At 68.3% G+C, this 25,927-nt stretch carries 30 protein-coding genes; 13 read left to right on the plus strand and 17 right to left on the minus strand.

The window, feature by feature from the left end; translation table 11 throughout:
* Positions 1-74: 74 nt before the first annotated feature.
* Positions 75-896, minus strand: a complete 822-nt coding sequence (locus tag ABD768_RS24915; RefSeq protein WP_344844525.1) for an FG-GAP repeat domain-containing protein — start codon at positions 894-896, stop codon at positions 75-77.
* Positions 897-905: 9 nt separating this feature from the next.
* The gene (locus ABD768_RS24920) at positions 906-2,321 is read right to left on the minus strand and encodes a hypothetical protein (protein WP_344844528.1); all 1,416 of its coding nucleotides are present in this window, start codon (positions 2,319-2,321) and stop codon (positions 906-908) included.
* Between the two features lie 108 nt (positions 2,322-2,429).
* On the opposite strand from ABD768_RS24920, the gene ABD768_RS24925 reads away from it, so the two are divergent.
* From ABD768_RS24925 to ABD768_RS24935, 3 genes are all read left to right on the plus strand, one after another.
* A complete protein-coding gene (locus tag ABD768_RS24925) occupies positions 2,430-2,870 on the plus strand; it encodes a hypothetical protein (protein WP_343967474.1) in 441 nt (146 codons plus the stop codon).
* A 143-nt stretch (positions 2,871-3,013) separates the two neighbouring features.
* Positions 3,014-3,670, plus strand: a complete 657-nt coding sequence (locus ABD768_RS24930) for a hypothetical protein (RefSeq protein WP_343967472.1) — start codon at positions 3,014-3,016, stop codon at positions 3,668-3,670.
* Between the two features lie 29 nt (positions 3,671-3,699).
* On the plus strand, positions 3,700-4,500 hold the full coding sequence (locus ABD768_RS24935; RefSeq protein WP_344844531.1) for a hypothetical protein: 801 nt from the start codon (positions 3,700-3,702) through the stop codon (positions 4,498-4,500).
* Between the two features lie 32 nt (positions 4,501-4,532).
* Here ABD768_RS24935 and ABD768_RS24940 read toward each other — a convergent pair whose 3' ends face one another.
* Complete coding sequence (locus ABD768_RS24940; protein ID WP_344844534.1) at positions 4,533-5,291, minus strand: GntR family transcriptional regulator; 759 nt, start codon at positions 5,289-5,291, stop codon at positions 4,533-4,535.
* A 285-nt stretch (positions 5,292-5,576) separates the two neighbouring features.
* Here ABD768_RS24940 and nhaA point away from each other — a divergent pair, with 285 nt between their 5' ends.
* The 3 genes from nhaA (at position 5,577) to ABD768_RS24955 (ending at position 8,348) form a co-directional block, all read left to right on the plus strand.
* On the plus strand, positions 5,577-6,782 hold the full coding sequence (gene nhaA, locus ABD768_RS24945) for a Na+/H+ antiporter NhaA (protein ID WP_344844537.1): 1,206 nt from the start codon (positions 5,577-5,579) through the stop codon (positions 6,780-6,782).
* A gap of 221 nt (positions 6,783-7,003) precedes the next feature.
* Positions 7,004-7,402, plus strand: a complete 399-nt coding sequence (locus ABD768_RS24950; RefSeq protein ID WP_343967465.1) for a phage holin family protein — start codon at positions 7,004-7,006, stop codon at positions 7,400-7,402.
* A gap of 97 nt (positions 7,403-7,499) precedes the next feature.
* Positions 7,500-8,348, plus strand: a complete 849-nt coding sequence (locus ABD768_RS24955; protein ID WP_344844541.1) for an alpha/beta fold hydrolase — start codon at positions 7,500-7,502, stop codon at positions 8,346-8,348.
* Here the strand turns inward: ABD768_RS24955 and ABD768_RS24960 are convergent.
* The 7 genes from ABD768_RS24960 to ABD768_RS24990 are packed head-to-tail and all read right to left on the minus strand — an operon-like array spanning position 8,343 to position 13,610.
* Positions 8,343-9,083, minus strand: coding sequence for a hypothetical protein (locus ABD768_RS24960; protein ID WP_344844543.1), 741 nt, complete (start codon positions 9,081-9,083; stop codon positions 8,343-8,345). The two genes, ABD768_RS24955 and ABD768_RS24960, sit on opposite strands and share 6 nt — an antisense overlap.
* Position 9,084: 1 nt before the next feature.
* The gene (locus ABD768_RS24965; protein WP_344844546.1) at positions 9,085-9,600 is read right to left on the minus strand and encodes a SigE family RNA polymerase sigma factor; all 516 of its coding nucleotides are present in this window, start codon (positions 9,598-9,600) and stop codon (positions 9,085-9,087) included.
* Positions 9,601-9,642: 42 nt separating this feature from the next.
* Entirely contained in the window at positions 9,643-10,815 is a 1,173-nt protein-coding gene (locus ABD768_RS24970; RefSeq protein ID WP_343967457.1) for a MarP family serine protease, read from the minus strand.
* On the minus strand, positions 10,812-11,585 hold the full coding sequence (locus ABD768_RS24975; protein ID WP_344844549.1) for an NUDIX hydrolase: 774 nt from the start codon (positions 11,583-11,585) through the stop codon (positions 10,812-10,814). The genes ABD768_RS24970 and ABD768_RS24975 overlap by 4 nt, the downstream gene beginning before the upstream one ends.
* Entirely contained in the window at positions 11,582-12,190 is a 609-nt protein-coding gene (locus ABD768_RS24980; protein WP_343967453.1) for a TlpA family protein disulfide reductase, read from the minus strand. The genes ABD768_RS24975 and ABD768_RS24980 overlap by 4 nt, the downstream gene beginning before the upstream one ends.
* A complete protein-coding gene (gene nth / locus ABD768_RS24985; RefSeq protein ID WP_344844551.1) occupies positions 12,187-12,954 on the minus strand; it encodes an endonuclease III in 768 nt (255 codons plus the stop codon). The genes ABD768_RS24980 and nth overlap by 4 nt, the downstream gene beginning before the upstream one ends.
* A gap of 53 nt (positions 12,955-13,007) precedes the next feature.
* The gene (locus tag ABD768_RS24990; protein ID WP_344844553.1) at positions 13,008-13,610 is read right to left on the minus strand and encodes a response regulator transcription factor; all 603 of its coding nucleotides are present in this window, start codon (positions 13,608-13,610) and stop codon (positions 13,008-13,010) included.
* 92 nt (positions 13,611-13,702) lie between these two features.
* Here ABD768_RS24990 and ABD768_RS24995 point away from each other — a divergent pair, with 92 nt between their 5' ends.
* Positions 13,703-14,146 carry a hypothetical protein gene (locus ABD768_RS24995; RefSeq protein WP_343967449.1) on the plus strand — a complete coding sequence of 148 codons (444 nt, stop codon included), beginning with the start codon at positions 13,703-13,705 and terminating at the stop codon, positions 14,144-14,146.
* A 14-nt stretch (positions 14,147-14,160) separates the two neighbouring features.
* Here the strand turns inward: ABD768_RS24995 and ABD768_RS25000 are convergent, their stop codons facing one another.
* Positions 14,161-14,679: a PadR family transcriptional regulator gene (locus tag ABD768_RS25000; RefSeq protein WP_344844555.1), complete on the minus strand. Its 519-nt coding sequence runs from the start codon at positions 14,677-14,679 to the stop codon at positions 14,161-14,163.
* 96 nt (positions 14,680-14,775) lie between these two features.
* Between ABD768_RS25000 and ABD768_RS25005 the strand changes: the two genes are divergently transcribed.
* Genes ABD768_RS25005 through ABD768_RS25015 form a run of 3 tightly spaced genes read left to right on the plus strand, consistent with a single transcriptional unit; the run spans position 14,776 to position 17,136 of the window.
* A complete protein-coding gene (locus ABD768_RS25005) occupies positions 14,776-15,330 on the plus strand; it encodes a hypothetical protein (protein WP_344844557.1) in 555 nt (184 codons plus the stop codon).
* Positions 15,330-16,679: a carotenoid oxygenase family protein gene (locus ABD768_RS25010; RefSeq protein WP_344844559.1), complete on the plus strand. Its 1,350-nt coding sequence runs from the start codon at positions 15,330-15,332 to the stop codon at positions 16,677-16,679. The genes ABD768_RS25005 and ABD768_RS25010 overlap by 1 nt, the downstream gene beginning before the upstream one ends.
* The gene (locus ABD768_RS25015) at positions 16,672-17,136 is read left to right on the plus strand and encodes a pyridoxamine 5'-phosphate oxidase family protein (protein ID WP_343967443.1); all 465 of its coding nucleotides are present in this window, start codon (positions 16,672-16,674) and stop codon (positions 17,134-17,136) included. Before ABD768_RS25010 ends, ABD768_RS25015 begins: the two co-directional genes overlap by 8 nt.
* Here the strand turns inward: ABD768_RS25015 and ABD768_RS25020 are convergent.
* A complete protein-coding gene (locus tag ABD768_RS25020) occupies positions 17,133-18,998 on the minus strand; it encodes a hypothetical protein (protein ID WP_344844561.1) in 1,866 nt (621 codons plus the stop codon). The genes ABD768_RS25015 and ABD768_RS25020 overlap by 4 nt on opposite strands.
* A 181-nt stretch (positions 18,999-19,179) precedes the next feature.
* Here ABD768_RS25020 and ABD768_RS25025 point away from each other — a divergent pair, with 181 nt between their 5' ends.
* On the plus strand, positions 19,180-19,857 hold the full coding sequence (locus ABD768_RS25025) for a Crp/Fnr family transcriptional regulator (RefSeq protein ID WP_328332586.1): 678 nt from the start codon (positions 19,180-19,182) through the stop codon (positions 19,855-19,857).
* A 154-nt stretch (positions 19,858-20,011) separates the two neighbouring features.
* On the opposite strand, the gene ABD768_RS25030 is transcribed toward ABD768_RS25025, so the two are convergent.
* The 5 genes from ABD768_RS25030 to sp36 all read right to left on the minus strand — a co-directional run bounded on the left by ABD768_RS25030 (position 20,012) and on the right by sp36 (position 23,595).
* A complete protein-coding gene (locus ABD768_RS25030; protein ID WP_344844564.1) occupies positions 20,012-20,941 on the minus strand; it encodes a type IV toxin-antitoxin system AbiEi family antitoxin domain-containing protein in 930 nt (309 codons plus the stop codon).
* 176 nt (positions 20,942-21,117) lie between these two features.
* Entirely contained in the window at positions 21,118-21,906 is a 789-nt protein-coding gene (locus ABD768_RS25035; protein ID WP_344844567.1) for an MBL fold metallo-hydrolase, read from the minus strand.
* A complete protein-coding gene (locus ABD768_RS25040) occupies positions 21,903-22,706 on the minus strand; it encodes an NUDIX hydrolase (RefSeq protein WP_344844570.1) in 804 nt (267 codons plus the stop codon). Before ABD768_RS25040 ends, ABD768_RS25035 begins: the two co-directional genes overlap by 4 nt.
* A gap of 269 nt (positions 22,707-22,975) precedes the next feature.
* A complete protein-coding gene (locus tag ABD768_RS25045) occupies positions 22,976-23,437 on the minus strand; it encodes a RidA family protein (RefSeq protein ID WP_343967438.1) in 462 nt (153 codons plus the stop codon).
* A complete protein-coding gene (gene sp36 / locus ABD768_RS25050) occupies positions 23,434-23,595 on the minus strand; it encodes a Sp36 family protein (protein WP_343967437.1) in 162 nt (53 codons plus the stop codon). Before sp36 ends, ABD768_RS25045 begins: the two co-directional genes overlap by 4 nt.
* A gap of 62 nt (positions 23,596-23,657) precedes the next feature.
* Here sp36 and bagA point away from each other — a divergent pair, with 62 nt between their 5' ends.
* Positions 23,658-24,608 (plus strand): ATPase BagA, encoded by a 951-nt coding sequence (gene bagA, locus ABD768_RS25055; protein WP_344844572.1) that lies wholly within the window; start codon positions 23,658-23,660, stop codon positions 24,606-24,608.
* 97 nt (positions 24,609-24,705) lie between these two features.
* On the plus strand, positions 24,706-25,827 hold the full coding sequence (gene bagB, locus ABD768_RS25060; RefSeq protein WP_344844574.1) for an ArsA family ATPase: 1,122 nt from the start codon (positions 24,706-24,708) through the stop codon (positions 25,825-25,827).
* Positions 25,828-25,927 lie beyond the last annotated feature (100 nt).

The raw sequence follows: 25,927 nt of genomic DNA on the forward strand, positions 1-25,927 counted from the left end.
CTCCGGAACGCTTGCGTCCGAAGAAGTGTCGACAACGTCTGCGCACTTCTTCGGACGCAAGGTCTTGGGTTGGGTCAGTAGCGGATGATGCCTTGGGTGCTTGTTTTGTTGGCGTCCCAGTCGCCTACGAGGGGGAGGTCGCCGGGGTCGCCGTAGCGGATGGATTGGGTGGTTTCGGTGGGGTCCAGGCCGCTGACTCGGAAGTAGAAGGTGGCGGTCGAGGGGTTGTAGACGGCGGGTTCGTCTCGGCCGTCGCCGTTCCAGTCGCCGATGAGGGGTTTCCAGTACGGGTCGCCGTAGCGGAAGGTGCGGGTGGTGCCGTCCGGTAGGCGGAAGGAGAAGGAGCCGGTGGGTGGGTCGTAGGTGGCGACGTCATCGGTGCCGTCGCCGTTCCAGTCGCCGGTGAGGGGGACCTGGTACTTCGCGCCGTACGTGATTGTGCTGGTCGCGCCGTCCGCTGCGCGGCGGGTGAAGGTGGCGGTGGAGGGGGTGTAGACGCCGATCTCGTCCGTACCGTCGCCGTTCCAGTCGCCGGCGAGAGGGCGGTCGCCCACGGCGCCGAAGGGGATGGTGACTTGGCCGACGCCGCCGGCGAAGGAGTTGGTGAGGAAGAACTTGCGTTCCTCGGGGTGGTACACGCCGGGGGTGTCGCCGCCGGCGCCGTCCCAGTCACCGGACAGCGGGACCATCGGAGTGTTGCCGTAGGCAAACATCGGGATGGTCGCGGTGCCGGAGGTGCGGCTGTTCGAGAGGTACCACTGGTAGGTGCAGATCGCGGTCGGCGCGGCAACGGTTGTGGGTTTCGCCTTGAAAACGGCCGGTACGGCGATGACGGCGGCGGCTACCGCGGTCGCGACGCCGGCGGTCAGGAGCTGGCTGAGGATCTGGGTTCGCATCTCGGTCCCTTAGGCGTCGAGCCGGTAGAGGGCGGCGGCGCCGGGCGCCAGAGTCGTCGCGATCCTGGTGTGATCGGGCTGGGCCGTGTACGCCCTGGTCGCCGGGTCGAAGAGCGAGACCCTGGTGACCGTGGACTGGTTGAGCGTGACCGTCGTCGTCGCGCTCGCACCGTGCTGGCGGTTGGCGACGAGCAGCCAGCGAGTACGCGCGGCGGCATCCGTCGTACGGAATCGGCCGAGGACGACCGGGCTTCCCGAAGTACCAGACAGGTATGCGTCCGGGGTGAAGCCGGTGGCTCCTGCGGGTGGCGTCTCGTTGGCGTGGACGGCGAGTTCGGAGACGAGCGGTTTGAGTTCGACGCCGACTTGGCTCAGCCAGGTCGTGTTGACGGTCTTGGCTGCTGAGTAGAGCGGTGTCAGCGTGCCGTCGAGGGTGGTCAGCGCGCGGCCGAATCCCTCACCCCGCGCGGGATCGGGTTGCCAATAGGTGAAGTACTGGATCCCCTTGCAGCCATAGGCAAGGCTCATGTTGATCTGCCAGAGCAGCTCGGCCGCCGTCGGGAAGCGATGGTTGTTGTACTCGACGCTCTGGATGAACGTCCAGGTGGGGATGTTCGCCCGCAACCCCTCCGAGCGGATGATCGCCCAGTTCGCGAAGTACTGCGCGTCCTCACCCGACGCCAGCAATGGATACCGGTCGAACGACAGCATCGGCGGATGCACGGTGTCGACGAACTGCCGCACGAAGCTGCGATAGCCCTCGCCCTCGCCGGGCCACAGGTTCGAGTACGGCGTGAAGTCGGGCGCGACCTCGCGAGCGACCGCGAAAGCCTTGGCCAGGGAGGGAAACCGGTCGGCCGCCGGCTCGTCCCCGAGGCTGAACCCGGCGAACGAGCCGAACCGGCGATACCGGTTGAGCGCATCGGTGGCGAGCTTGCGCGCGTCGGCCGTGGTGATCGACATCGGCACCGACCGGTCGTCGCTGATCGTGAACCGCTGAGAGAAGTTCTGTACGTCGGGATCGCTCGACACCAGCACCTTGAGCCCGACCTGGTCCGCGATCGACAGGCTCTGGTTGAGAATCGCGGTGTCGTCGACGTAGTTGCCGGTGATCAGAAAGGTGAAGCCGGCCTCGCGCATCTGCCCGTACCGCTCGATCGTGGTCGCGAACGGATGCGGCGGCCAGAACAACCCGATCGGGAACTCGGCCCCGTCGACCAACGGCAGACTCGTGCACCCAGCACTGACCGCCTGCGGTGAACTGCTCTTCAAAGAGTCATCCGGTGGATCGGCCTGCCGTCCGCCGGTCAGTCGTCGCGCGAACGGCACCGGCGCGGCGGCGACCGCCCCGATCACCGCGCCACGCAGTACGGCACGCCTGGCCAGGCCTTCGGCCCCCAGCGGGCTCTGCTCAGGAATCTTCATGGTCACCAGAACAACCCAGCCGATCGCACGCTGCAATCGCTGATGCTGAACGGCAGGCGACCAGTTCCGGACACCCCAGGAACACATCCCCATGGCATGATCGGCCCGGTGACCGCCCTGATCGCCATCATCCACGCAGGCCTGGCCGCCGCCTGGGTCGGCGGCATGGCCTACTCGCTGTTCGTCGTCCAGCCGAAGCTGAAGAAGTACTTCGGCCCCCGCGAGGACGACCGCGAGCACCTCACCGCGGTCATTGCCTCAGGCAACCGTTACAAGGTACTCGCGCTGATCGCAGTGATCGCCCTGACCGGCGTCGCCCTCCTCCTGCTGGACCACCACCACTGGTGGATCCACGCCCTCAAAGCCGTCCTGCTACTGGTCGCCACCGGCATCTTCTACTACGTCTCCTGGCACCACTGGCCCCGGCGGATCTTCGCCACCACCACCGAACGCCCGGCCCTGCAACGCCAGTTGATCGTCTTGGCAACTGTCATGCTCGCCCTGGCCGGCACGGCGTTCGCGCTCGGCGTCGCCGCACTTTATTTCTGACGAATCCGTTGTAACGGAAAACGAACTCCATCACGAATCGATCACTTGGAGTAATCCGGGGCCCCGGCCCTCGACGGCGTGCCGAATCCGTGCGTAGCATCCGGCGGGTGGGGGAACACAGGGGTGGAAAAAACCGAATTACCGTGACGATTTCTCTGATCGCGACGCTGGCATTTACAGCGGCCTGCGGCTCAGAACAAGGGAGCAATTCCGCGGCACCGGCGCCGACCGTGACCATTTACGCGACGCCGACGCCGGCCGCGGAGACGACAACGCCGGAACCGACCGAGACACCGCTCGAAACGCCGACCGACGTGCCACCGACAGACAGTTCCGGTGAACCGACCGAGAGCGAGGCGACACCACTGGTGCTGCCGACCGAGGTGGCCGGCCAGCCATTGACGCTGAGCAACATCTTCAAATATCCGGACGGCTGGCGCGACGGGCGTTACGACATCGCCGACCGCAAACAGGTGGCCGGGATCGGCGGATTGGTCGACACCTGCGGTGATTACAACGCACAGACCCTCGAACTACGGTTGGCCAACAACTTCAGCAGGCTGAAGCTCGAATTCGCGGAAAGCAATTCCTCGGACGATTCCGACCAGACCCTGGTGGTCCGGATCGACGCGAACGGCCGCTACCAGGACCTACGCAGCGCGAAGCTCAACCAGATCGCGGCATTCGACCTGCCGGTGGCCAAGGTCAACGCGCTGAAGATCATCGTCTACCTGAAGCCGGACACAGGCTGCGGCACGGGCAGCGTGGAGGCCGTCCTGACGAAGATGGTTCTGACTTGACCAACGGCACACCCCGGCGAGGGGCCGCGGTGTTCAGGCATCTCGACAAGTTCATCGAGAACCGGGTGCTGAAGGCCGCTGTCGCGCTCGCCGAGGTGGCCGGGCTGGTGACGCTGGTGGTCACCGGCGTCAGCGCGGCCGTCCACTGGGTGGCCGGCGACGAGCCGCCGGGGCAGTCGAGCAGCTCCTCGACCACTCCGGTGTCCACACCGACTCCAACCGAGACCTCGCCAGGTACGCCGCGGCTTTCGACGCCGACTGCTGCCGGTACGACTCCCGCCGACGGCCCGAGGTGCTGGACCGTCGCACGGGTCGTCATCGACTGCCGGGAAACGCATCGCTACGAGGAGATCCCGACGACCGCTGCCTGCGACCAGGCCGCGGTCGTCGGGTACCTCGGCGGCCTCGCCACGCTCGACGTCCTGGTCGCGCATGCGGCCGTAGTACCAGGGGGAGGTTGCTCTGTGGACCCTGGGCGCGACCTGAGCGGATCTGCCAAGGACGTCCTCCGCTCAGGGACAGCAGCAGCCTGGCGACGCTGTTACGACGGAGCAGTCCACAAGAACGTCGCCTGCTCGGTGCCGCACACAGGCGAGTACCTGGCGACCGGAAGCCTGCGTCGGGCCAGCGACGACGAGTGCCAGCTCGCGGCGCTGGCCTACCTCGACCAGACCCCGGGCAACCTGAGCGATGACCTCGTCGTCCGGCCGCTCGACGTCAAGACCGGTACGCCGGATTCGGCCCGCTGCAGCATCGATGCTCGCGGGAATCACCAGTTGACCGGGTCGGTCCGGAGTCTCGGCCCGCGACCGGTCCCACTGGCCAGCTGACCCGCAACAGCCCCGAAGTGGTCTAAACGAGCTCAGGTGGCGCGGTAGGCGACGGTGATGTCGTAGCGGTCGGAGCGGTAGACGGAGCGGCCGAACTCGATCACCTCGCCGGAGGCGGTGCGGGGTGCCGAGGTGATGATCAGACAGGGAACCGTGGCGTCGATGCCCAGGATCTCGGAGTCCGTCGGATCCGGTGGTGCCGCAACGATCGAGGCGGAGACCATGCCGAGGGTGACTCCCCAGCGGCTCGACAGCGAGTCGTAGAGCGAGACCTCGCCGAGGTCCAACTCCTCCAGGCCCGGATACTTCCGCAGGGACAGGGCCGTCCGCTCGATCGCCATCGGTTCGCCGTCGGCGGTACGCAGGCGGACCAGGTGCAGTACCGGAGTACCGACTGGCTCTTGCAGCTCGGCAGCCAGCGCCTCGTCCGCGGTACCGACCCTGTGCTCGAGGACCTTGGCGCCGGGTGTGATGCCGCGGGCACGCATGTCCTGGCTGAAGGACGAGGCGAGCATCCGTGCCGGGCGCGGCTCGGTGACGAACGTGCCACCGCCGGGCCGGCGGGACGCCAGGCCTTCGGCAACGACCCGGTCCACCTCCTGGCGCACTGTCATCCGCGCTACCCCGAACCGCTCGGCCAGCACGCGCTCCGAGGGCAGCACCGTGCCCGCGCTCAGGCTACGGGTGAGGGTCTCCAGGATCTCGCGGATCTGGTCACCCTTCGGCCGGTCGGTGCGGAGCTCGGTCGGGAGTTCCGCGAGGTCACCGGGGTTGTTCCTTGGGCGGGCCATGAGGTCAGTATCCCTGGGAATGTGAGCGGCAAACCGGTTGCCGAAGGTGGCGAGCCACGACGTGCTCCTGAAAGTTTTCTACTAGACCACTAACTACGCCCGACATTACTGTCCGGCACCCCAGGTCGCCAGTAATCATATTCGCAGGCAATGGATCGGTTTGGCGACAACCGGCCGCGCGGAGTGTGACGGCGGTTAGAGTGAGGGATGGCGGTCCGCCGCCTGGTGTGCCGGGAAGTCTGGTCGGCAATGGTCCGATGACGCCCGAACAGAGGGGGGCCGCCCGTGCGGCTGCTGCAGAAACGACGAGCCTTCCCGCGGATCCTCGGGTCCGAGCGCGCCTTCCTGGCCGACACGTTGCGCGCCGAAACGACCGGCGGCCTGGTGCTCGTCGCGGCGGCGGTGATCGCCCTCGTCTGGGCGAACTCACCCTGGCAGGACGGCTACCACCACCTGCGCGACGCGCAGCTCGGTCCGTTGACGGTCGAGCAGTGGGCCACCGACGGCGCGCTGACGTTGTTCTTCTACCTGGCCGGCGTCGAGCTCAAGCGCGAGCTCGTGGTCGGCACGCTGTCGCGGATCAGCGAGGCCGTCGTGCCGGTGGTCGCGGCGTTCTGCGGGATGGCGGCGCCGGCCATCATCTACGCGGCGATCAACCTGACCGTTGCCGACGGCAAGCCCCACGGCTGGGCGGTGCCGACCGCGACGGACATCGCGTTCGCGCTGGCCGTGCTCGCGATCGTCGGCCGGTCGTTGCCGAGCGCACTGCGGGCCTTCCTGCTCACCCTCGCCGTGGTCGACGACTTCGGCGCGATCCTGGTGATCGCCGCCTTCTTCTCGCACGGGATCAATCTGCTCTACCTGCTCGCGGCGCTCGTCCTGATCGCGGCGTTCTACCTCCTCCAACGCCGGCGAGTCCGTACGCCGTTGCTGTACGTGCCGGTCGTCCTGGCTGCCTGGTGGTTCATGCACGAGTCGGGTATCCACGCCACGATCGCGGGCGTCGCGCTCGGCCTGGTGACGCGCGTCCTGCCCGACGCCGACGAGGAGCGGTCCCCGGCCGAGCGGCTTGAGCACCGGCTGCGGCCGTGGTCGGCGGGCGTCGCCGTACCGGTGTTCGCGCTGTTCGCCGCTGGCGTCACGCTCAGCGGGAACGCGTTGCGCGCGATGCTGACCGACCCGGTCGCGATCGGGGTGGTGGCCGGGCTGATGGCCGGCAAGATCATCGGCGTGTTCGGCGGCTCCTGGCTGACCGCGCGCTTCACCCGGGCCGAGCTGAACTCCGACCTGGCCTGGCGTGACGTCGGCGCCGTCTCCGTACTGGCCGGGATCGGCTTCACCGTCGCGCTGCTGATCGCCCAGCTCGCCTTCGGCGACGACCTGGCCCAGATCGAACGCGCCAAGGCCGCAGTTCTGGTCGCCTCGCTGCTGTCGGCGCTGATCGCCGCCGCACTGCTGTTCCGCCGCAACCGCGCGTACGCCGAGGAATAGCCCGGGGGTACCAGCTAGTGTCGTGTCAGTGTCTCGTGACCGATGTAGCTTGAACGATAGCGGTGTCCAGGTGCGTGCATCGTGGTGCTTGAGCAGTGGCCTCGATGCGGAGCATCGTGGGCGCTGGGCAAGTGCCGCGAGGTGCGTGCCTGGGCGCCGATAGCGTCAAGCTACATCGGTCACGAGACACTCCGGACCCAGTTGGAAGGAGCGCCATGTCGATGGGGCAGACCGAGGATGAGCCCACAGTCGGGCAGCTCGTCGCCAATGCCAGCAAGGATCTGTCCAGCCTGGTGCGCAGCGAGCTCGAGCTCGCCAAGACCGAGCTGAAGTCGACCGCGGTCAAGGCCGGCACCGGCGCGGGCCTGTTCGGCGCCGCCGGCTTCCTGGCGCTGCTGGCGATCATCCTGCTGTCCATCGCCGCGGCGTACGGGGTGAACGCGCTCGGCCTGCATCCGGCGCTGGCCTTCCTGATCGTTGCCGTGCTCTACCTGTTGATCGCGGCCGCGCTGGTCCTGGTCGGCAAGCGGCTGCTCGGCAAGGCGAAGGGCCCGCAGCGCGCGATCGAGACCTCGAAGGAGTCCGTCGAGGCCCTCAAGTCGATCGGCAAGGGCGACTAGTGCGGCCGGCCCGATCAGGCGCCGTCCCGGGGACCGGGCGCTGAGCCCCGCTGGGGTTTCCGATCTGCTCGTCGACGGGCCGTGGTCGCATTCGCTGGTGGCGGCCAACGGGGCGAGGTTCCACGTGGCGGAGTGTGGCGCGGCGGATGATCCGTTGGTGCTCTTCCTGCACGGCTTCCCCGAGTTCTGGTGGGCCTGGCGGCATCAGCTGCCGGTAGTCGCCGCAGCCGGCTATCGGGCCGTAGCGATGGATCTGCGGGGCTATGGGGCCAGCGACAAGACTCCACGCGGCTACGACCCCTTCACCGTCTCGGCGGACGTGTCAGGCGTCATCAGGTCGCTGGGGGCGACCGATGCGGTGGTGGTCGGGCACGGGTGGGGTGGGTTCGTCGCTTGGTCGGCTGCGGTCTTGGCGTCGAAGCAGGTGCGGGCACTTGCCGCAGTGTCGGCTCCACATCCGCTGAAGTTGATGCGGTCGGGGCAATTGCGGTCGGTGGCTCAGGTGGGCTGGTTCCAGTTGCCGATCCTGCCGGAGCGACGGCTGCTCGCGCACGACGGCATCCACATCGAGCAACTCCTCCGCGCCTGGTCCTCCCCTGGTGGCGCCTTCCCCGACGCCGAGGCGTCCCGCCGCTACCGGGCCGCCCTCCAGGTCTGGCCAGCGCCGCACTGCGCCCTCGAGTACCACCGCTGGTTCGTACGCTCGCGCCTACGCTCAGACGGCCGCCGGTACTCCGCCCAGATGCGCACACCCGTCGCCGTCCCGGTCCTACAAGTCCACGGAGCCCTCGACGGCGCCGTCAACCCAGCCAGCTCCACCACCCCTCCGGAGCTACTTGCTGGGCCCCTGCAATACGAAGTACTAACCACCGCCGGCCACTTCCCCCACGAGGAAACACCCAACCTGTTCAACCAGCTACTACTGGACTGGCTACAGACCCTATGAGACAGCGACGGGCCCGACTGTCCCCGCTACAGACCATCTCTGCTTGCTTGCCTCAGCCCCACTGAACTGGGTCGCGTCGCGCACGAGACGATAGGTCAGCCACTGCGCGTCCATGCAGCCGCGCCAGATACTCATCCCGATGGTCGCGGACGCCCCGCTCTTGGCCATCACGACCGGACCGAGCGTGACGTATGGCGTTCCGTCGGCCTCCTCGCAGACCTTGTCCCCCTTGGGCCGGCTCTGCACCCACTCGATCGGCACACCGACTGCGGACGCGGCGATGAGGGCCTGCGCCTGCTGACTCAGCGGAGTGCCCTTGCCCCCGACCTCGATCGGCGAACTCGCTTGCGAGTAGGTCGCGTCGAGCACCTTGACGACCGGCCATCCCGCGGCCGGCCGCTCCCACTTGGTCAGCTCCGTGATCGCCACGCCCATGAGTTGTGAAGGGCTCACCCCACTGGCATTCGCCAGCGCCGTCTGTGGGGTCACGCTGGGAGCGGATCCAGCGGCGGGCGCGGCCAGGTCGCCGGGCTTCGAGCTCGGTTTGTCGTCGAGGCCGACGATCGACAGGACGCCGGCCAGGATGACGATGACGGCGGCCGCAGCGAGCAGAATCGGGGCTTTCCGGCGTACCGGCGTGGTTGTTGCTTCAGGCAACTGATCTATCAGGGATTCTTTGCCGGCGAAGGTTTCGCGGAGGAGTTGGCCGACCTCTTCGTCGGTGAGCTTGGACATTTCAGTGGTCCTTGTCGGAGGTCGGGAGGTTGGCGCGCAGGGTGGCCAGGCCGCGGGAGGCGTTGGAGCGGACGGTGACCGGGGTGCAGCCGAGGATGGCGGCGATCTCGTCGTCCGGGAGGTCTTCGTAGAAGCGCAGCACCAGTACTGCGCGTTGCGCGCGCGGCAGGCCCGCGAGGAGTCGCCAGGCGGCGTCGCGCTGGGCGTGCCGGGCGCTGATGTCCTCGGTGGCGGGGGTCTCGGGGATGTCGGCAAGCGGCAGTTCCTGGTTCTTGAGCCGCCGGCGCCAGCTGAGGAACTCGTTGACGACCATCTTGCTCAGGTACGCGTCAGGCTTGTCCAGTACGCCGATCGTGTCCCAGCGGCGATGGGCTCGGGCCAGCACCGTCTGGACGAGGTCCTCGGCGCTGTGCACCCCACCGGACAGCATCAGGGCAAGGCGCAGCAACCGCCGCTCGCTCGACGTCACCAACTCGTCGAACGAGAGCCGCTCGGTGTCCCCGCCCGTAATCGTCACACCCTTCCAACGCCGCGGACCACGCGATCCGTTGCAGCTGGATCAGGTGCAGCTGTGAGTCGAGACTTCCTGGGTTGCCTTGGAACCAGCGGCCGCGTCCTCCGCGACCTGCTCGGCGGTCAGCACGTAGCCGGTGCGGTTGTCCTCCACCGAGGCCGCGAAGACCACGCCGTACACAGTGCCCTTCGAGGAGAGCAGTGGGCCGCCGGAGTTGCCCGGGCGGACCTGGGCCCAGATCGAGAAGGCCTTGCGGGTGACCGTCTTGTCGCCGTAGATGTCCGGCCCGCGCAGCCGCTCCTCGGAACGGATCCTGGCCGGCTCGGAGTCGAACGGCCCGTTCTCCGGGTAGCCGAGCACGACCGCGGTGGCGTCGGCCTTGCCGTCGTTGTCGAAGGCGAGTGGCTTGGCGTTGAGCTCAGGGACGTACAGGACGGCGATGTCCACGCTCGAGTCGAACAGCACCACCTTGGCGTCGTACGAGTGCCCGTTGACCTCGACCTTCGGCGAGCTGACGCCGGCCACCACGTGCGCGTTCGTCATCACCCGTTGCGGCGCGTAGACGAAACCGCTGCCCTCGAGGCCGCGTGAGCAGTTCGCGACGCCGGTCACCTTGGCGATCCGGCTGTACGCCGAACGCACGGTCGGGTTGCGGGCGATCGCGCCGTCCGGCGGCTGCGTCTCGCGGATCCGCTCCGGCACGAACGGGTCGAGGAAGCGCGGGAACAGATCGGTGTTCACCACGTCGTTGAACGCCTGCAGCGCGCGGTCGGCGCCACCCGGCAACGCCTCGTCGACCTTGGCGAGCACCTGTGAGCCACGGACCGCGGATGTCACGCTCGGGATCCGGGCACCGCTCACGGCGACACCGAGCACCCACGAGACGACCAGTACGGACGCCGCGGCCAGTACTGCACCGCCCAGCGCGTCGACGGCCTTGACCGGTTTCCAGGAGATCTTGTTGCGCAGCCTGGAGCCGAGCAGCGCTCCGACGGTCCGCCCGATCGAGGCCAGCAACACGACCAGTACCAGCGCCGCGAACGACACCTCGACGCTGGGCGAGAAGTTGTCCAGCACCCGCGGTACGCCGTACACGCCGACCGCCGCGCCCGCCAGCAGCCCGAGCGTGGCGCAGGCGCCGAGGACGAAACCCTCGACGTAACCCGAGATCGCCACCAGCACCGTCACCACCAGCAGCGCGATATCGAGACCGCTCACTCCACACCCTCCGGACGCCCCAGGTCGTGCTCGATGGCCGTCAGCCGTCGAACGTCCTCCGGCCGCCGCCCCTCACTCCGCCAGGCCGCCTCGACCAGTCGGTCGGGCAACGGTACGACGTTGCCGGGGTCCCAGTCGCGCGCCCAGCCGCCGAGCTTGAGCAACTTGTCGAGCAGACCGGCGGTGAACCCCCAGATGAAGAGGTCACCCACGGTGAAGGCCGGACCGGTGAAACCGGACGGATGCAGGCAGCTGACCCGGTTGGCGGGGTCGGCCAGCGCCGCGAGCGCCACCCGGTGCACCGAGGCGACCTCGGCCGGATCGACCACCGCCACCGGCGAGGGCTCCCGCCACCAGCCGACCACGGGCGAGACGGCGAAGTTGCTCACCGGCACCCAGAGTGACGGCCAGACGGCGAACACGTCGATCCCGCCCGGCTCGAGCCCGGTCTCCTCCTCGGCCTCGCGCAGCGCGGTACGGACCAGTCCTTCGACACCGCTGCCGTCCTCAGGGTCGACGCGCCCGCCGGGGAAGGACATCTGGCCGGCGTGACTGCGCAACGTCCAGGCGCGTTCGGTCAGCAGCACATCGGGGCCGTCGGTGTCGTTGCCGTCGGCAAGCAGGATCAGTACCGCCGAACCGCGCACGCCCGGGTCGTCCTCGGGCGGCAGGAAGCGCGACAGCTCCTTGGGGTCGACCGCTTTGGATGCCGAGAGCAACGGCTGCAGGAAGTCGGGCAGCTGCACGTCGAACGTCGTACTGGTCCTCACCAGGTCACTCCCAGTTTCTCGCGCACCAGCTGATCCAGTTCCTGCTGCGACGTGAACGGCGCGCGGTGCACGTAGACGACCGCGCCCTTCGCGTCGACGAAGGCGGTCAGCGGCGGCCCGCCGATCTTGAGTCCTTGCTGGACCTGCTTGTCGCGGTCGGCGACATGCGGGTAGTCCCAGTGCTGGTCGACCGCGAACTTCACCGCCAGGTCCGGCCGGGTGTCGATGTAGTCGATGCCGATCAGCTTGACCTTGTCGCCGGCTTTGACGTGCAGCTCGGCCAGGTACGGCGCTTCCTTGCGGCACGGGCCGCACCACTGCGCCCAGACGTTGACCAGCAGCGGGCCGCGCAGATCGGACAGGCGGATGTCGGGGCCGTCGCCGAGGCAGGGCAGGCTGACATCGGGCAGCGCGTTGGCCACCGGGGGTCGCGATTCGACCGTCGGGCAGGGCACCAGTTCGCCGGCTGCTTGCGGTTTGCTGTCAGCCGGTGGGGTCGCCGCCTTTTGGTCGCCGCAGGCAGCCAGCAGCAACCCGCACGCCGCCAGGACGCCGATCAGGGCGGCGTGGCGGAACGTAGTACGGGGGCTGGATGGCTTGCTCACGCTGGGATCTTCACCAGTTTCGCGGCCAGGTCGGGGTCGGTCGGGCCGGTGCCGTAGGAGGGGCACCACTGCGCGATCGGACAGGCGCCGCAGGCCGGCTTCTTGGCGTGACAGCGGCGGCGGCCGTGGAAGATCAGCCGGTGCGACAGCATCGTCCAGTCCTTCTTCGGGAACAGGTCGCCGATGATGTGCTCGACCTTGACCGGATCCTCCTCGGTGGTCCAGCCGAACCGGCGGACCAGCCGGCCGAAGTGCGTGTCGACGGTGATCCCGGGGATGCCGAAGGCGTTGCCCAGTACGACGTTCGCCGTCTTGCGGCCGGTACCCGGGAGCTTGACCAGCTCTTCCAACTTGTTCGGCACGACGCCGTCGTAGTCGTCGACCAGGGCCTGGCCGAGCTTGAGCAGGCTGTTCGTCTTGGCCCGGAAGAAGCCGGTCGGCTTGAGGATCGCCTCCATCTCCTCCCGATCGGCCTCGGCGTACGCGACCGCGTCCGGGTACTTCGCGAACAGCGTCGGGGTCACCTTGTTGACGGTGACGTCGGTGGTCTGCGCCGACAGGATGGTGGCGACCAGCAACTCCAGCGGAGTGCTGAAGTCGAGTTCACAGTGCGCATCCGGATAGGTATCGGTCAGCACCTTGTGCATCTTGCGCGCCCGCCGGACCAGCTGGGTGGAGGTCTCGCCGTCGAAAACGGGCGCCTTCCGGGGCAGCTTGATCGGGGGTTCCACAGAGGCCGGAGCCTCGACACGCTGGATCGGCATGCAGGCCAGCCTACGTCCGCCCACCTACAAGATTCCGGGGGCGGCCCGGTCGGTCAGATCCAGCCGGCGTCGACGGCGATCCGGACCGCGTCCAGCTGGGTCCGGGCATGCAGCTTGGCCACGATCGAGCTGAGATAGTTGCGGACCGTCGCGGTGGAGATGAACAGATCCACCGCGATCTGCCGGGCCGCCGAGCCACCCGCGGACAACCGCAGTACCTCGACCTCGCGCGGCGTCAACGGATTGGGCGGCAACCGGAGAGCCGCCGCGGCAACCTGCGGATCGACCACCTCGAACCCCGCGGCGACCTTCCTGATCGCTTCGGCCAGCGCGTCGGGCGAGACGTCCTTGCTCATGAACCCGGCGGCCCGTGCGCTCAGCGCCCGGTGCATGTTCGCGGGGCTGGCCGATGCGGTCAGGATCAGGGTCCGGCAGTCGGGGAGCTCGGTGTGCAGTGCGGCGGCGGCCGCCAGGCCGTCCTGACCGGGCATCTCGATGTCGATCACGGCGACGTCGGGGCGCAACTCCAGCGCGGTCGGCACGATCAGGTCACCGCAGTACACCTCGGCGACGACTTCGAAGCCGTGCTGCTCGAGCAGGTTCCGCAGCGCGGCCCGGAACAGCTTCATGTCGTCGGCCAGCAGAACGCGGATCACGCCGCCTCCCCTTCCAAGGGCATGACATCTTCACAGCCGAGAAGGTGATCGCTTCTCTGGGCCCCGGTGCCGTCCGGCCACAGACTCGTCGCATGCGTATCCGCCCGAAACTCCTGACCGCAATCACTCTGCTCGCGACGACCTTCGGCTTCACCGCGGTGCCGGCCTATGCCGACGACGGCGCCTACCTGACCCAGAACCAGTACCTGGCCTACGACGCGCCCGTCGGTTCCCCGCAGTCCTGCATCCAGCGCACGATCTACCTCGCCGACGGCGACTACCTGTGGACCATCTTCGTCGGCCGGCTCGACGAGTGGAAATCCCGCACCATCTACCTGCGGGCCGACACCTACATCTGGACCACCTGCATCCAGGTCGTCGGGAAGGTGAGCCGAGAGGTCGCGAGGTACGAAGAAACCACCTGGGTCAGGGGATCGGCGAAGAACGAGGCCAACGTAACCACCACCAACTATCTGGGCACCACCAAGGCCGCCTCGCACGACTACAACTGGGGATCCAGACTCCTCAAGCTCTGACCGGCGGCGGGCCCTCACGCGTTCCGGACCTGCGTGCGGGCCCACTCAGCCCACTCCTGTTGCATGGCTGCGAAGCGTTGGCCGTATTCGAGGGCTATGCGGCCGTAGACGGACAGGTTGTCGTCGTCCCAGTCGATCGCGGCGTCCAGAGCCTTGAGGTTCGCGTGCAGCTCGGCGGCGTGGGCGGCTTGGCCGGCCAGGTAGTCGCGGGCCTGTTGCGGGGTCAGCACGCCGAGGAAGAAGACGCGGAGCAGGACGTCGCTGCGGGTGGTGCGCTGAGGCTCGGTCTGCGTGAGCCAGCGGCGGAGCTCGGCCAGGCCGGTGTCGGTGAGCGTGTACTCCTTGCGGCCGCGCGGGCCCTGCTCCGAGACGACGATCAGCCCGTTGTCGGCGAGCTTGGTGAGCTCGCCGTAGATCTGGCTCTGGGTGGCAGGCCAGACGTTGGCCAGCGAGGTGTCGAAGGCCTTCAGCAGGTCGTAGCCGCTGGCCGGATGGTCGACCAGCAGTCCGAGCAGGGCATGTCGCAGGCTCATGCCCCCACTCTACCTTCCACTCTTGACATGTCGATAGCTGACCTTCTACTTTTGACATGTCAGATTCGGAAGCTCGTCGATCAGGGAGTACCGCTCATGTCCTACCTCCGGACCTTCGCCCCGTGGATCGTCTACGCGCTCATCCCGTCGGCCCACTGGAACTGGGCGGCATTGATCGCCCTGGTCCTCTCCGTCGGCCTGATCGCCCAGCAGACCCGGGCCGGCCGCACGGCCGACGCCCTGATCATCGAGATCGGCTCGGCGGTCTTCTTCGCCGTCATCACGGTCGTGGCATTCACCAGCCCGGACAGCGGGCTGCACCCGTACGCGGCGGCGCTGTCGTCCGGCACGCTCGCCCTCATCGCCGGGATCTCACTGGCCATCCGCAAGCCCTTCACATTGGGTGTCGCCAAGCAGACGACGCCCAGGGAGTACTGGGGTCAGCCGCTGTTCGTGCGCGTCAACGTGATCATCACGGCCGTGTGGACGGGGTGCTTCGCCGTGACCGGTTTATGCCTTCTGGCTCTGGCGCATTCCGGGTCGGCCGCGCGGACCGTCGTACAGGTCGCGGGGTTCGTCGTACCGATGGTCTTCACCCTTCGCTACGTCGCCCACATCCAGGCCAAGGCCGCTCAGCTCCGGGCCTCGTGATGACGACCGCGCCCGCACCACACCTGGCCGGCAACTACGCGCCGGTCGAGCAGGAACTCACGGCGTACGACCTGCCGGTGACCGGTCAGATCCCGCCCGCGCTCACCGGCTGGTACCTCCGCAACGGGCCGAATCCGCACGACGCGGCCTCGGGTCACTGGTTCTTCGGCGACGGCATGATCCACGGCGTACGGCTCGAGGGCGGCCGGGCGGCGTCGTACCGGAACCGCTGGGTCCGTACCTCCACCTTCACCGACGGCGCCTCGGTCAACGACGCCGAAGGGAACCTGGATCTGACGGCGGGGGTCGCCAACACGCACGTCGTCCGGCACGCCGGTCGCACGCTGGCGCTGGTCGAGTCCTCCTACCCCTACGAACTCACCTGCGACCTGGACACCGTCGGGCCGTACGACTTCCATGGCAAGTTGCGCACGGCAATGACCGCGCACCCGAAGACCTGCCCGGCCACCGGCGAGCTGCACTTCTTCGGCTACAGCCTGCGGGCGCCGTACCTGACCTATCACCGCGCCGACGCGACCGGCGAGCTGGTGATCAGCCGTCCGATCGACGTTCCGGCCGCGACGATGAACCACGACTTCCACCTGTCCGCCGGCCACGTGATCTTCATGGACCTGCCGGTGGTCTTCGATCTGGAGACCGCACGGTCGGGCGCCGGGATGCCGTTCCGCTGGAACGAGGGGTATGGCGCTCGGCTCGGCGTACTGCGGCGCGACGACCCGCACGGCGCCGTGCGCTGGTTCTCGATCGATCCCTGTTATGTCTTCCACACGCTCAACGCTCATGACCTGGCCGGACCGGACGGGCATGAGCAGATCGTTCTCCACGTCATGCGTTATCCGGAGCTGTTCGGCGGCCGGAACCAGGAGGCGACCCTGTGGCGCTGGACCATCGACCTGACGACCGGGGTGGTCCGGGAGGAGCAGCTTCACGACCGGGCGGCCGAGTTCCCCCGGATCGACGATCGCCTTGCTGGGTTGGACGCCCGGCACGGGCATGCGACCGTCGCGCATCCCACCGGCTCCAGTGCCTTGCTCCGGTACGACCTGCGCTCAGGTGCTGTCAGCTCACACGAGTTCGGGCCGGGGCGGACTCCTGGGGAGGCGGCCTTCGTACCGGCTGACGACCGGCCCGGTGGCGACGGCTGGCTGATGACGTACGTCCACGACGCGGCCACCGACACCAGCGACCTCGTCCTCCTCGACGCCACCGACCTGTCCGCACCACCGGTGGCGACCGTTCACCTACCGGTTCGCGTCCCGTACGGTTTCCACGGCAACTGGCTCGCCGATCAATCCTCGACCAACGGGAGACTTCCCACGCATGTCTGATGATCAAGGCGGCCCCGCGCCGCGCGTGCTCGCGGATGACGCTTTGTCGGCGCTGCTCGGTGAGCAGCAGTTCGGCGTACTGGCGACCAACAAGCGCAGCGGACACCCGCATCTGACGACGATGCTCTACAACTGGGACCCGGCGGCCCGGATCGTGCGGTTCTCCACCACCGCCGATCGGGTCAAGGTGAAGCAGTTGCGGAACGACCCGCGAGCGGCGCTGCACGTCTCGGCGGCGGACCACTGGTCCTTCGCGGTGGCCGAAGGGGTGGCTGAGATCTCAGACGTCACCACGGTGGCGGGAGACGCAACCGGGCGTGAATTGCTGAGCATGCTGCCGACAGAGGTACAGGGAGACCTCGGCCAGGCGTTCTTCGACCAACTGGTGGCTGAACGACGAGTCGTCATCCGACTCAAGGTGAGCCGCCTGTACGGCACCGCTCTGGACGTCGGCTAGTCCAAGGGGAGTAGGACCGTGATGGTGAGGTGGCTGCCGTTCGGGCGGGGGATTTGGCGGACCTTCAAGCGGATGGCCAGCGCCTCGATGAAGTCGATGGTCCGGGTGAGGTTGGGGACCGCGGTGCCTTCCGGTGGTAGCGCCATCTCGGTCTCTTCGGGTGGGTGGTCTCCGAAATAGGAGGCCGTATCCATGTTGACGTGCCAGCAGGCCAGTGAGATGTCTGCCCGATCGGGCGCCACCAGGGCGAGCCGCAGGTCGCCGTACAAGTGGTAGGCGGCATCGGCGACTCTGAGCATCGTCCTGCGCTCCTCGCCCACTGGGCAGGTCGCGAGGAGTTCCTGGATCGCGGCGACAGCCTGGTTGGTCAGTAGCAGTTCGTCAGGGTTGTCGGGGCGGGCGGAGGAAGGCAGGTCGGGGATCCACTGCTCGGCCCATTGGTTGCCGGCGGCACGCCGGTTCTTGGCCAGGGCGATCGCGTTGTCGATCCGCTGCTTCTCGACCAGGAGGCGGATCACCTCGGCCACCTCCTTCTCTTCGGTGATCCAGTGTCGTTTCGTCGGCTGGTCGTCCACGGCACGGGGCACGTCGTCGATCTCCGGGCCGACGGTTGCCAGGTACGTCGCCCACCACATCGCGCGAGCGGCTGGGCGATCGGCCGCGAGGGTTTCGAGCTCGTCCAGGCGGCCCAGGCGACCAAGGGTGCCGATCAGTTGGCGTTCGTAGACCGGCTCCCCGGTCGCGGCGCGGGTCCGTAGCTCGTCGAGTTCGGCGGCATCGGCCTCGTCTGCAGCCTGGGCGGTAGCTGCGCGAGCGAGGGCGGCAGCGAGTTCTTCGGCGGAGATGTGGTCGCCGGCGTCGGCGCGGATTCGGAGTTCGTCGAGGCGGCCGTGGGCGACCCGCATCCGGGCGGCGCTGCGCGGGGACTGCCGGAGCTTCGAGGAGTCCAGTACGGCGAGGGCCTCGGTCACCTCGCCTTGGCCGGCCAGCAGCGTGGCGAGCAGTTCCGCGTCGATGCGCTTGTCGCGGAGTACGGCGATCGCTTCGCGGGGCCGGTCCTGTTCGGCGTACAGGCAAGCCAGCTCGTACCAGCGGTCGGTGGTGGTGGGCGTCGCGTTCGGCCGCTCGCGCAACTCGTTGGCAGCCTCGTCGACCAGACCCCGCCTGAGCAGCTGGTCGATCAGCTCACCATCGGCATCCCGATCGTCGAAGCTCCGGAGATCGTCGAACCGGCCAAGGTGACCGAGCAACGGCAACAGCAGCTTCTTGGCGCGCTGATCACCGGCGATCACGAAAGCCCGCAACTCGTCCACCCGCCGCAGCTTGGCCAGCAGGTGAAGCAACAGCTCGGTGGCGTGCGGGTCACCGCCGGCGAACATCCGGAGACCCTCGACGTCCTCGGCCTTGGCGAACGCCCTGAGCAGCAGCGTCCGGGCCTCACAGTCCCCGGTCTCGGCCGCCAGGCGTAGCTCGTCCAACCGATTTTCGTCCCGGAGCTTCTCGAGGTGCTCGGACCAGTTCTCGAGTTCCTCGAGCTCCTCGGTCCGGCCGAGGTCGCGGAGGATGAGCTTCAGCCGGTACCGGTCGGCGGGGAGGCTGCTTGCTCTGAGGATGTCGAGCGCCGGTTCGATCTCGCCGGCGTGGAGGAGGTGGTCCACGTCGGCAGTCACCTCGGGACGGCGCATGTCGCGGGTTTCGCGCAGTGAGTCGCTGGCGAACTGCCGGCCCAGCCGCTGCATGGGCGAGTCCGCCCTGCGCCTCATCGCCGGGTCGGCGCCTGTGCGTTGAGCGAGCTCTCTCGTCTCCGCCGCCAGGGCGTCTTTGCGGGCGCGGGCGCGACGGTTCCGGAGCCAGGCGAGCATTCCTCATCTTCTCGGCTCAGGGGTCCGCCGGAGGGTGTTCCGGCGAGTCCCGGCGGGCCTACGTGGCGGTGGGTGTACAGGAGGAGCTACGGTTTTGGGGCGACCGGGTGCGATCCGCCTGGCGCCGAGCGGGCTCAAGGCCTGCTCGTAAGTCGCAGTTCAGGTCCGAGGAGGCCCATTCGTGGACGCCGCAGTGCTCCGACAGGCACCGCTGTTCAGCCAGCTGGACGACGAGGCAGCCGACGCGCTCACCGCGTCGATGACCGAGAGCCGGCTGCGCCGTGGCCAGGTGCTGTTCCACGAAGGCGACTCCGGCGACCGGCTGTTCGTCGTCGTCGAGGGCAAGGTCAAGCTCGGCCGGACCTCGGCCGATGGCCGGGAGAACCTGCTGGCCGTGCTCGGCCCGGGTCAGATGTTCGGCGAGCTGTCCCTGTTCGACCCCGGACCGCGCCAGTCGACCGTCACCGCGGTCACCGACGCGTCGCTGATGGCCCTGACCCACGACGAGCTGCTCCGCTGGCTGGCCGGCCGTCCCGAGGTGGCCCGCGGCCTGCTGCTCCAGCTGGCCTCCCGCCTGCGCAAGGTTTCCGACGTCGTGGCAGACCTGGTGTTCTCCGACGTCCCCGGCCGCGTGGCCAAGGCCCTGCTCGACCTGGCCAGCCGCTTCGGCCGTACGGCCGACGACGGCGTCCACGTCCACCACGACCTCACCCAGGAGGAGCTGGCCCAGCTGGTCGGCGCCTCCCGCGAAACCGTCAACAAGGCCCTGGCCGACTTCGCCTCCCGCGGCTGGGTCCGCCTCGAGCCCCGCTCAGTAGTCCTCCTCGACATCGAACGCCTCCAACGCCGCGCCCGCTGACCCCCACCGCCACGCCCGCTGCCCCCTCACCCGCTGACCCCGCTGACCCCGCTGACCCTGCTCACCCGCTGACATCTGAGGGGTTAACCCCTCAGATGGTGGGTTGCACCACCGGAATCTCGGGGGGCAACCCACCAACTCGGGGGTCAACCCCTCAGGCGGCGCGGCGGGCGAAGCCGCGTCGGACGCGCGTGGCGACGTCGGCCGGCCACTTGAGGTCTGCCCAGACAATCCGAACCACCTCGAGACCGAGCGCCCGCAGACGATCCTCGCGAAGCTTCTCGCGGATCAGCGTCTCCCGATCACCCGCCGCGTACTTCACCAAGCCGTCGAACTCGACGACAGTGCCCTGCTCCGGGAAGTAGAAGTCGACCCGGCCGATGAAGCCGTCGGCGTCACCGAATTCCACCTGGAGTAGCGGCTCCGGGAGACCCTGCTGGTGAAAGAGAACCCGCAACCTCGACTCCCCGACCGACTCCGAGCGCTTGTCGGCGAACGCAAGTGCCGCCTTCGCGGTAGCGCTTCCCGGCCAGAATTCGATCCTGGCAAGCATGGCCGCCGGCTCGATCGGATGATCCCGGAGGACGGCATCCGCGCTCACCACCGCAGCCTCGAAGGACGTCGTACAGGCCGTCTCGGCGAGCGCCCGCGAGACGGTTGCCATGGTCAGCCCGTCGACCTGGATCAGCTCGGTAGGCGCAAACCCGCCCCGGTGATGACGCACTCCCGCGACCGGCCCGCCACGACGCCCATCCAGTCGACTGACCTGTACTTCGGTCAGGTCGACTCCCCACAGCGGTACCTGATGGAAGACCAGAGCCGTCTGGTGGCTGAGGGCAATGGTTCCTGAAGCGATCGAGTTCGCGACCGCGAAGGCCAGCCGGCGATGCAGCCAGATTTCCCGATCCCACGAGGTCAGACTCAGCTCCACCCTCTCGGCGTACTGCCCGTAGCGGACCTTCTCCCAGCGACCGTCGGCCAACCGCTCCCGCAACTGCTCATGGGTATAGCCGCAACTGAGTGCCTGAGAACGGCTGAAAACGCCACCGTGCTCGACGGCGATCAGCTTCAGCAGTGGATTCATCACCCCAGCATCCCCACTCCCACCCCGTCCCCGCAGCACCTCCCCCGCCCCCTGTGGACAACCCATTTCGGGGGTTAACCCGCCAACTGGTGGGTTGCCCCCTGAGATTCCGGCTGGGCAACCCACCATCTGAGGGGTTAACCCCTCAGATGGTGGGTTTGGGGAGGGTTGGGCGGTTATGGGTTGAGGTAGGTCAGTTGGGCTTGGACTGAGCGTTCGGCGGCGGGCCAGAGGATTGGGTCGACGTCGGCGTAGACGTGCTGGACGATCGCCTCGGCGGTCGTGTAGCCGTCGGCGACTGCCGTGCGGACCTGGTTGAGGCGGTCCTGGCGGTGGTTGAGGTAGTGGGTCAGTACTGCGCCTGGGTCGGTGATTACCGGGCCGTGGCCGGGTAGGAGGCGCTCGACGCCCGCTGGGGAGTTGGCGAAGGCCCGGAGGCTTTCGAGGGAGTCCAGGTAGGGACCTAGGGCTCCGTCGGGGTGGGCGACGACTGAGGTGCCGCGGCCGAGCACTGTGTCGCCGGTCAGCAGTGAGCCGTCCTGCGGGAGCCAGAAGCAGACCGAGTCCATCGTGTGGCCTGGTGTCGGCAGTACTTCGATCCGCAGGTCGCCTGAGGTGATCACGTCGCCCTCACTGAGCCCGTGCGCGTGGTCGGTCGGGATCCGGAAGGCAGGGTCGACCGAACGTACCGGGGCGTTGGCCTGCGAGGCGAACCACGCAGCACCCTCCGAGTGGTCGAAGTGCCCATGCGTGAGCAGCACTGTGGAGACAGTGCACCCGTACTCCGCGACTGCGTCGAGCACTGCGCGCAGGTGTGGCTCCAGCATCGGTCCCGGGTCGACCACGACGGCAGTGTCGGCGTCTGGGGCCCGGAGGATCCAGGTGTTGGTGCCCTCCAGCGTCATCGGACCCGGGTTCGCCGCTAGTACTCGGGACGCGTAGGCGGTGACCTGTTCGGCTGTCATGTCGTCTCCAGGTAGGCCTGGTCGTTCTCCACCCGTACCGTCGGCAAGATCGGGCGGATCTCCCGGTCGCTGGCGGCTGTGAGGATGTCGGGCACAGCGGCGTACGGGATCAGGTCACGGCAGCAGAGGTAGGTGGGCGGGAGCATAAGCATCTCCCCGGCCTCCACTGCGCGTACTGCGTCGGCAGGGGGCATCCAGGCGACCTGGTCGGACTCGCTGGTCACGTCGCGGGTCACCTGGCCGGCCGGGAGCGCGGCGACGAAGAAGCGGGTGTCATAGCGCCGTGGCTCGAACTCCGGGGTGATCCAGTGCGCCCAGACGCCGAGCAGGTCGGCGCGGAGTACCAGTCCTCGGCGGTGCAGGAAGTCGGCGAACCCGAGCTCCCGTGACTCGAGTGCGACCCGGTCGGCCTCCCAGTCGTCGCCGCTGGTGTCGCTGACCACGGAGCCGGCATCTGGCCCGGCCAGTAGTACGCCGGACTCCTCGAAGGTCTCCCGCACAGCAGCCGCCACGTAAGCCGCGGCATCCTCCGCCGAGCACCCCATCCGCTCCCCGAACCACTCCGGGGACGGCCCGGACCACGAGTCCGCGATGGAAGAGTCGGTCGCGTCCACCCGGCCCCCGGGAAACACAGTCATTCCCGCCGCAAACGCCATGCTCTGCTGCCGCCGGAGCAGATACACCTCGGGACCGGCCGGAGTGTCCCGCGTGAGGATGACGGTGGAGGCAGGCCGAGGCTCGACCGCTGTCCGCCCATCACGGATGAACGAGAGCGCCTCAGCCGCCATCCGTCCGGACATCAGGTGAGACTTCAAGTCCCGAACCATTCGTACCTCCGGTCAATGCGTCGGCGCTGCGCCGGGAACCCGTTGGAGAGCACCGCAAATGCTGTGCCGGTGGAGCACCCGAGCGGTCTGCGTTGTGCTGAGCCCGGCACGGCTGACAGCGGGCCGCCCCCTGCGACAGCCGGTTCCGGCGCCCTGGGCCCGGGTAGACCCGGGGTGCTGCCTGGCAGGCACCGGCTTGCCGGGCTCGGCGGCTGCGTGGGGCAGCCGCCGGGCTCGGTGGGTCAGTTGACCTCGACGATCAGTTCGACCTCTACCGGGGCGTCCAGGGGGAGGACGGGGACGCCGACGGCGGAGCGCGCATGCTGGCCGGCTTCGCCGAAGACCTGCCCGAAGAGTTCGGAGGCTCCGTTGGCGACCTGGGGCTGACCTGTGAAGTCGGGGGTGGAGGCGATGAAGGCGACCGCCTTGACGATCCGCTTGATGCCGGCGAGGTCGCCGATCTCCGCCTTGACCGCGGCCAGCGCGTTCAGCGCGCACTGCTGGGCGCACTCGGCGGCGACCTCAGCCGTGACCTCGGCGCCGACCTTTCCGGTGGCGATCAGGGTGCCCTCGCGCAGCGGCAGCTGGCCGGACGTGTAGACGAGATTGCCGGTCCGCACGGCGGGTACGTACGCAGCGACCGGCTTGGCGACCTCGGGCAGCTTCAGGCCGAGCTCGGCCAGCTTCTCCTCGGGGTGGCTCATGACTGGGGGATCTCCCGCTTCAGGTAGGCGACCAGGTTCTCCGGGTTGAGGCCCGGGACGACCTGGACCAGCTCCCAGCCGTCCTGACCCCAGCTGTCGAGGATCTCCTTGGTCGCGTGGACCAGGAGGGGCACTGTGGAGTACTCGAACTTCTTCATGGGAGGGACTCTAACGGGCGTCAACGAGAGTGTGCTGTGGCCCACGACCTAGTCTGGGGATCATGGCGAGGCTGCATGTGGTCACGGGCAAAGGCGGGACCGGCAAGACGACGGTCGCCGCCGCTATGGCGCTCGCGCTCGCCGACCAGGGCAAGCGGGTCCTGCTGGTCGAGGTGGAGGGCCGCCAGGGGCTGGCCCAGCTCTTCGACGTACCGCCGCTCCCGTACGTCGAACGCCGGATAGCCGTCGGCCCGGCCGGGGGCGAGGTCTACGCGCTCGCAGTGGACGCCGAGGCGGCCCTGCTGGAGTACCTGGACATGTACTACCACCTCGGCCGCGCCGGGAAGGCGCTCGACAAGGTGGGGGCGGTCGACTTCGTCACCACGATCGCGCCGGGCCTCCGCGACGTACTGCTCACCGGCAAGGTCTACGAGGCGACCCGGCGGAAGGCGCACGGGCGACTCGCGTACGACGCCGTAGTACTGGACGCACCCCCGACCGGCCGGGTCGGACGGTTCCTCAACGTGAACCATGAGGTCGCCGGGCTGGCCAAGGTCGGCCCGATCCGCAACCAGGCGGACGCCATCATGGGCATGCTCCGCTCGGACGTCACCCGGATCCACCTGGTCACGCTGCTCGAGGAGATGCCCGTCCAGGAAACCCTCGACGCGGTCGAGCAGCTCGAGTCGCTGGACCTCAAGGTCGGCTCGATCGTGGTCAACATGGTCCGGCACAGCCCGCTCGACGACGACGCGCTCGCCCTTGCGGTGAAGGAGAAACTGCCCGCCGCCGAGCTCACCCGCGGACTCAAGGCGGCCGGCATCACCCCCACCAAGGAGCTCACGGCAGCGCTCGCGCAGGAGGCCCACGACCACGCCGTCCGGGTCGGGCTGGAGCGCGAGAACCGCGACCGGATAGATGCCCTGGGCAAGAAAGTGACGGAGCTCGCGCTGCTGCCGGACGGCATCGACCACGGCGCTCTGTTCGACCTGGCCGAGGAGTTGCGTTCGTGACTGTGCTTTCGGCCTCGCCTCCGGCTCGGCGGGTCATGGGGCTGAACTCCCGCTCTTCCCTCGTCGCTTCGCTCCTCAGTCCAGAACGGGAGGCCCCATGACCGCCTTGGATCTGGATGCGTTGATTGATGATCCCGGGACCCGCATCATCGTGACTTGCGGCTCGGGCGGTGTCGGCAAGACGACGACTGCTGCCGCTTTGGGGCTGAGGGCGGCCGAGCGCGGGCGGAAGGTCGTCGTCCTGACGATCGATCCGGCCCGCAGGCTGGCGCAGGCGCTGGGGCTGACGGAGCTGGACAACAAACCCCGGGCGGTGGCCGACGTCGACGCCACGAACGGTGGCCGGCTCGACGCGATGATGCTCGACATGAAGCGCACGTTCGACGAGGTGGTGCTCTCGCACGCGACACCTGAGAAGGCCGACCAGATCCTCGCGAACCCCTTCTACGTGGCGCTTTCGAGCTCCTTCGCGGGCACGCAGGAGTACATGGCGATGGAGAAGCTCGGGCAGTTGTACAAGCAGTCCGAGAAGACCGGCGACTGGGACCTGATCGTCGTCGACACACCACCGTCGCGGTCGGCGCTCGACTTCCTGGACGCGCCCGAGCGGCTGGCGTCGCTGCTGGAGGGACGGTTCCTCCGGCTGCTGCTGGCGCCCGCGCGCGGCCCGTTCCGGCTGATGTCGGCCGGGGTGAACCTGGCCATGTCGGTCATGAACAAGGTGCTGGGCGCGCAGGTGCTCACCGACGTACAGACCTTCACTGCGGCCTTCGACACCCTCTTCGGCGGGTTCCGGGAGCGTGCTGCGAAGACGGTCGCCCTGCTGCGCGAGCCGCACACGGCGTTCCTGGTGGTGGCCGCTCCGCAGAACGATGCGCTGCGGGAGGCGTCGTACTTCACCGAGCGGCTCCGCGAGGAGAACATGCCGCTGGCCGGGGTCGTCCTCAACCGGGTGACGACTACCCACGTACCGGGCGTCTCCGCCGAGCAGGCGCTGGCCGCTGCCGAGCGGCTGGAGGCGGAGGACAAGTCGGCGCTCACAGCGGCCGTACTGCGCTTGCACGCCGACCGCATGCAGCAGGTGGTCAGCGACCGCAAGCGCGCCGAGCGGTTCCGGCGCGGCCACCGGTCGATCGCGACCGTCGACGTACCGGCGCTGCCCGACGACGTGCACGATCTGTCCGGTCTGCGCGCGATCGGTGACCTGCTGACCGCCTGAAGTCACCTTTTTCACCCTCAGCGAACGCCCGGAAGCCCCGGGAATGACCTGGTGGGGGCGTTGGTTGAGCCTGTCAGACTCAATCTTCAACAGAGGGTGT

It is taken from the genome of Kribbella ginsengisoli, from assembly GCF_039537185.1.
GTDB lineage: Bacteria > Actinomycetota > Actinomycetes > Propionibacteriales > Kribbellaceae > Kribbella > Kribbella koreensis.

What these genes read in the sequence shown, in the direction of transcription:
- ABD768_RS24915 (WP_344844525.1), bottom strand. Translation starts at nt 896, where the DNA reads ATGCGAACCCAGATCCTCAGCCAGCTCCTGACCGCCGGCGTCGCGACC.
- ABD768_RS24920 (WP_344844528.1), bottom strand. Translation starts at nt 2,321, where the DNA reads ATGAAGATTCCTGAGCAGAGCCCGCTGGGGGCCGAAGGCCTGGCCAGG.
- ABD768_RS24940 (WP_344844534.1), bottom strand. Translation starts at nt 5,291, where the DNA reads ATGGCCCGCCCAAGGAACAACCCCGGTGACCTCGCGGAACTCCCGACC.
- ABD768_RS24950 (WP_343967465.1), top strand. Translation starts at nt 7,004, where the DNA reads ATGGGGCAGACCGAGGATGAGCCCACAGTCGGGCAGCTCGTCGCCAAT.
- ABD768_RS24960 (WP_344844543.1), bottom strand. Translation starts at nt 9,083, where the DNA reads ATGTCCAAGCTCACCGACGAAGAGGTCGGCCAACTCCTCCGCGAAACC.
- nth (WP_344844551.1), bottom strand. Translation starts at nt 12,954, where the DNA reads ATGCCGATCCAGCGTGTCGAGGCTCCGGCCTCTGTGGAACCCCCGATC.
- ABD768_RS24995 (WP_343967449.1), top strand. Translation starts at nt 13,703, where the DNA reads ATGCGTATCCGCCCGAAACTCCTGACCGCAATCACTCTGCTCGCGACG.
- ABD768_RS25000 (WP_344844555.1), bottom strand. Translation starts at nt 14,679, where the DNA reads ATGAGCCTGCGACATGCCCTGCTCGGACTGCTGGTCGACCATCCGGCC.
- ABD768_RS25005 (WP_344844557.1), top strand. Translation starts at nt 14,776, where the DNA reads ATGTCCTACCTCCGGACCTTCGCCCCGTGGATCGTCTACGCGCTCATC.
- ABD768_RS25010 (WP_344844559.1), top strand. Translation starts at nt 15,330, where the DNA reads ATGACGACCGCGCCCGCACCACACCTGGCCGGCAACTACGCGCCGGTC.
- ABD768_RS25015 (WP_343967443.1), top strand. Translation starts at nt 16,672, where the DNA reads ATGTCTGATGATCAAGGCGGCCCCGCGCCGCGCGTGCTCGCGGATGAC.
- ABD768_RS25020 (WP_344844561.1), bottom strand. Translation starts at nt 18,998, where the DNA reads ATGCTCGCCTGGCTCCGGAACCGTCGCGCCCGCGCCCGCAAAGACGCC.
- ABD768_RS25030 (WP_344844564.1), bottom strand. Translation starts at nt 20,941, where the DNA reads ATGAATCCACTGCTGAAGCTGATCGCCGTCGAGCACGGTGGCGTTTTC.
- ABD768_RS25035 (WP_344844567.1), bottom strand. Translation starts at nt 21,906, where the DNA reads ATGACAGCCGAACAGGTCACCGCCTACGCGTCCCGAGTACTAGCGGCG.
- ABD768_RS25040 (WP_344844570.1), bottom strand. Translation starts at nt 22,706, where the DNA reads ATGTCCGGACGGATGGCGGCTGAGGCGCTCTCGTTCATCCGTGATGGG.
- ABD768_RS25045 (WP_343967438.1), bottom strand. Translation starts at nt 23,437, where the DNA reads ATGAGCCACCCCGAGGAGAAGCTGGCCGAGCTCGGCCTGAAGCTGCCC.
- sp36 (WP_343967437.1), bottom strand. Translation starts at nt 23,595, where the DNA reads ATGAAGAAGTTCGAGTACTCCACAGTGCCCCTCCTGGTCCACGCGACC.
- bagA (WP_344844572.1), top strand. Translation starts at nt 23,658, where the DNA reads ATGGCGAGGCTGCATGTGGTCACGGGCAAAGGCGGGACCGGCAAGACG.
- bagB (WP_344844574.1), top strand. Translation starts at nt 24,706, where the DNA reads ATGACCGCCTTGGATCTGGATGCGTTGATTGATGATCCCGGGACCCGC.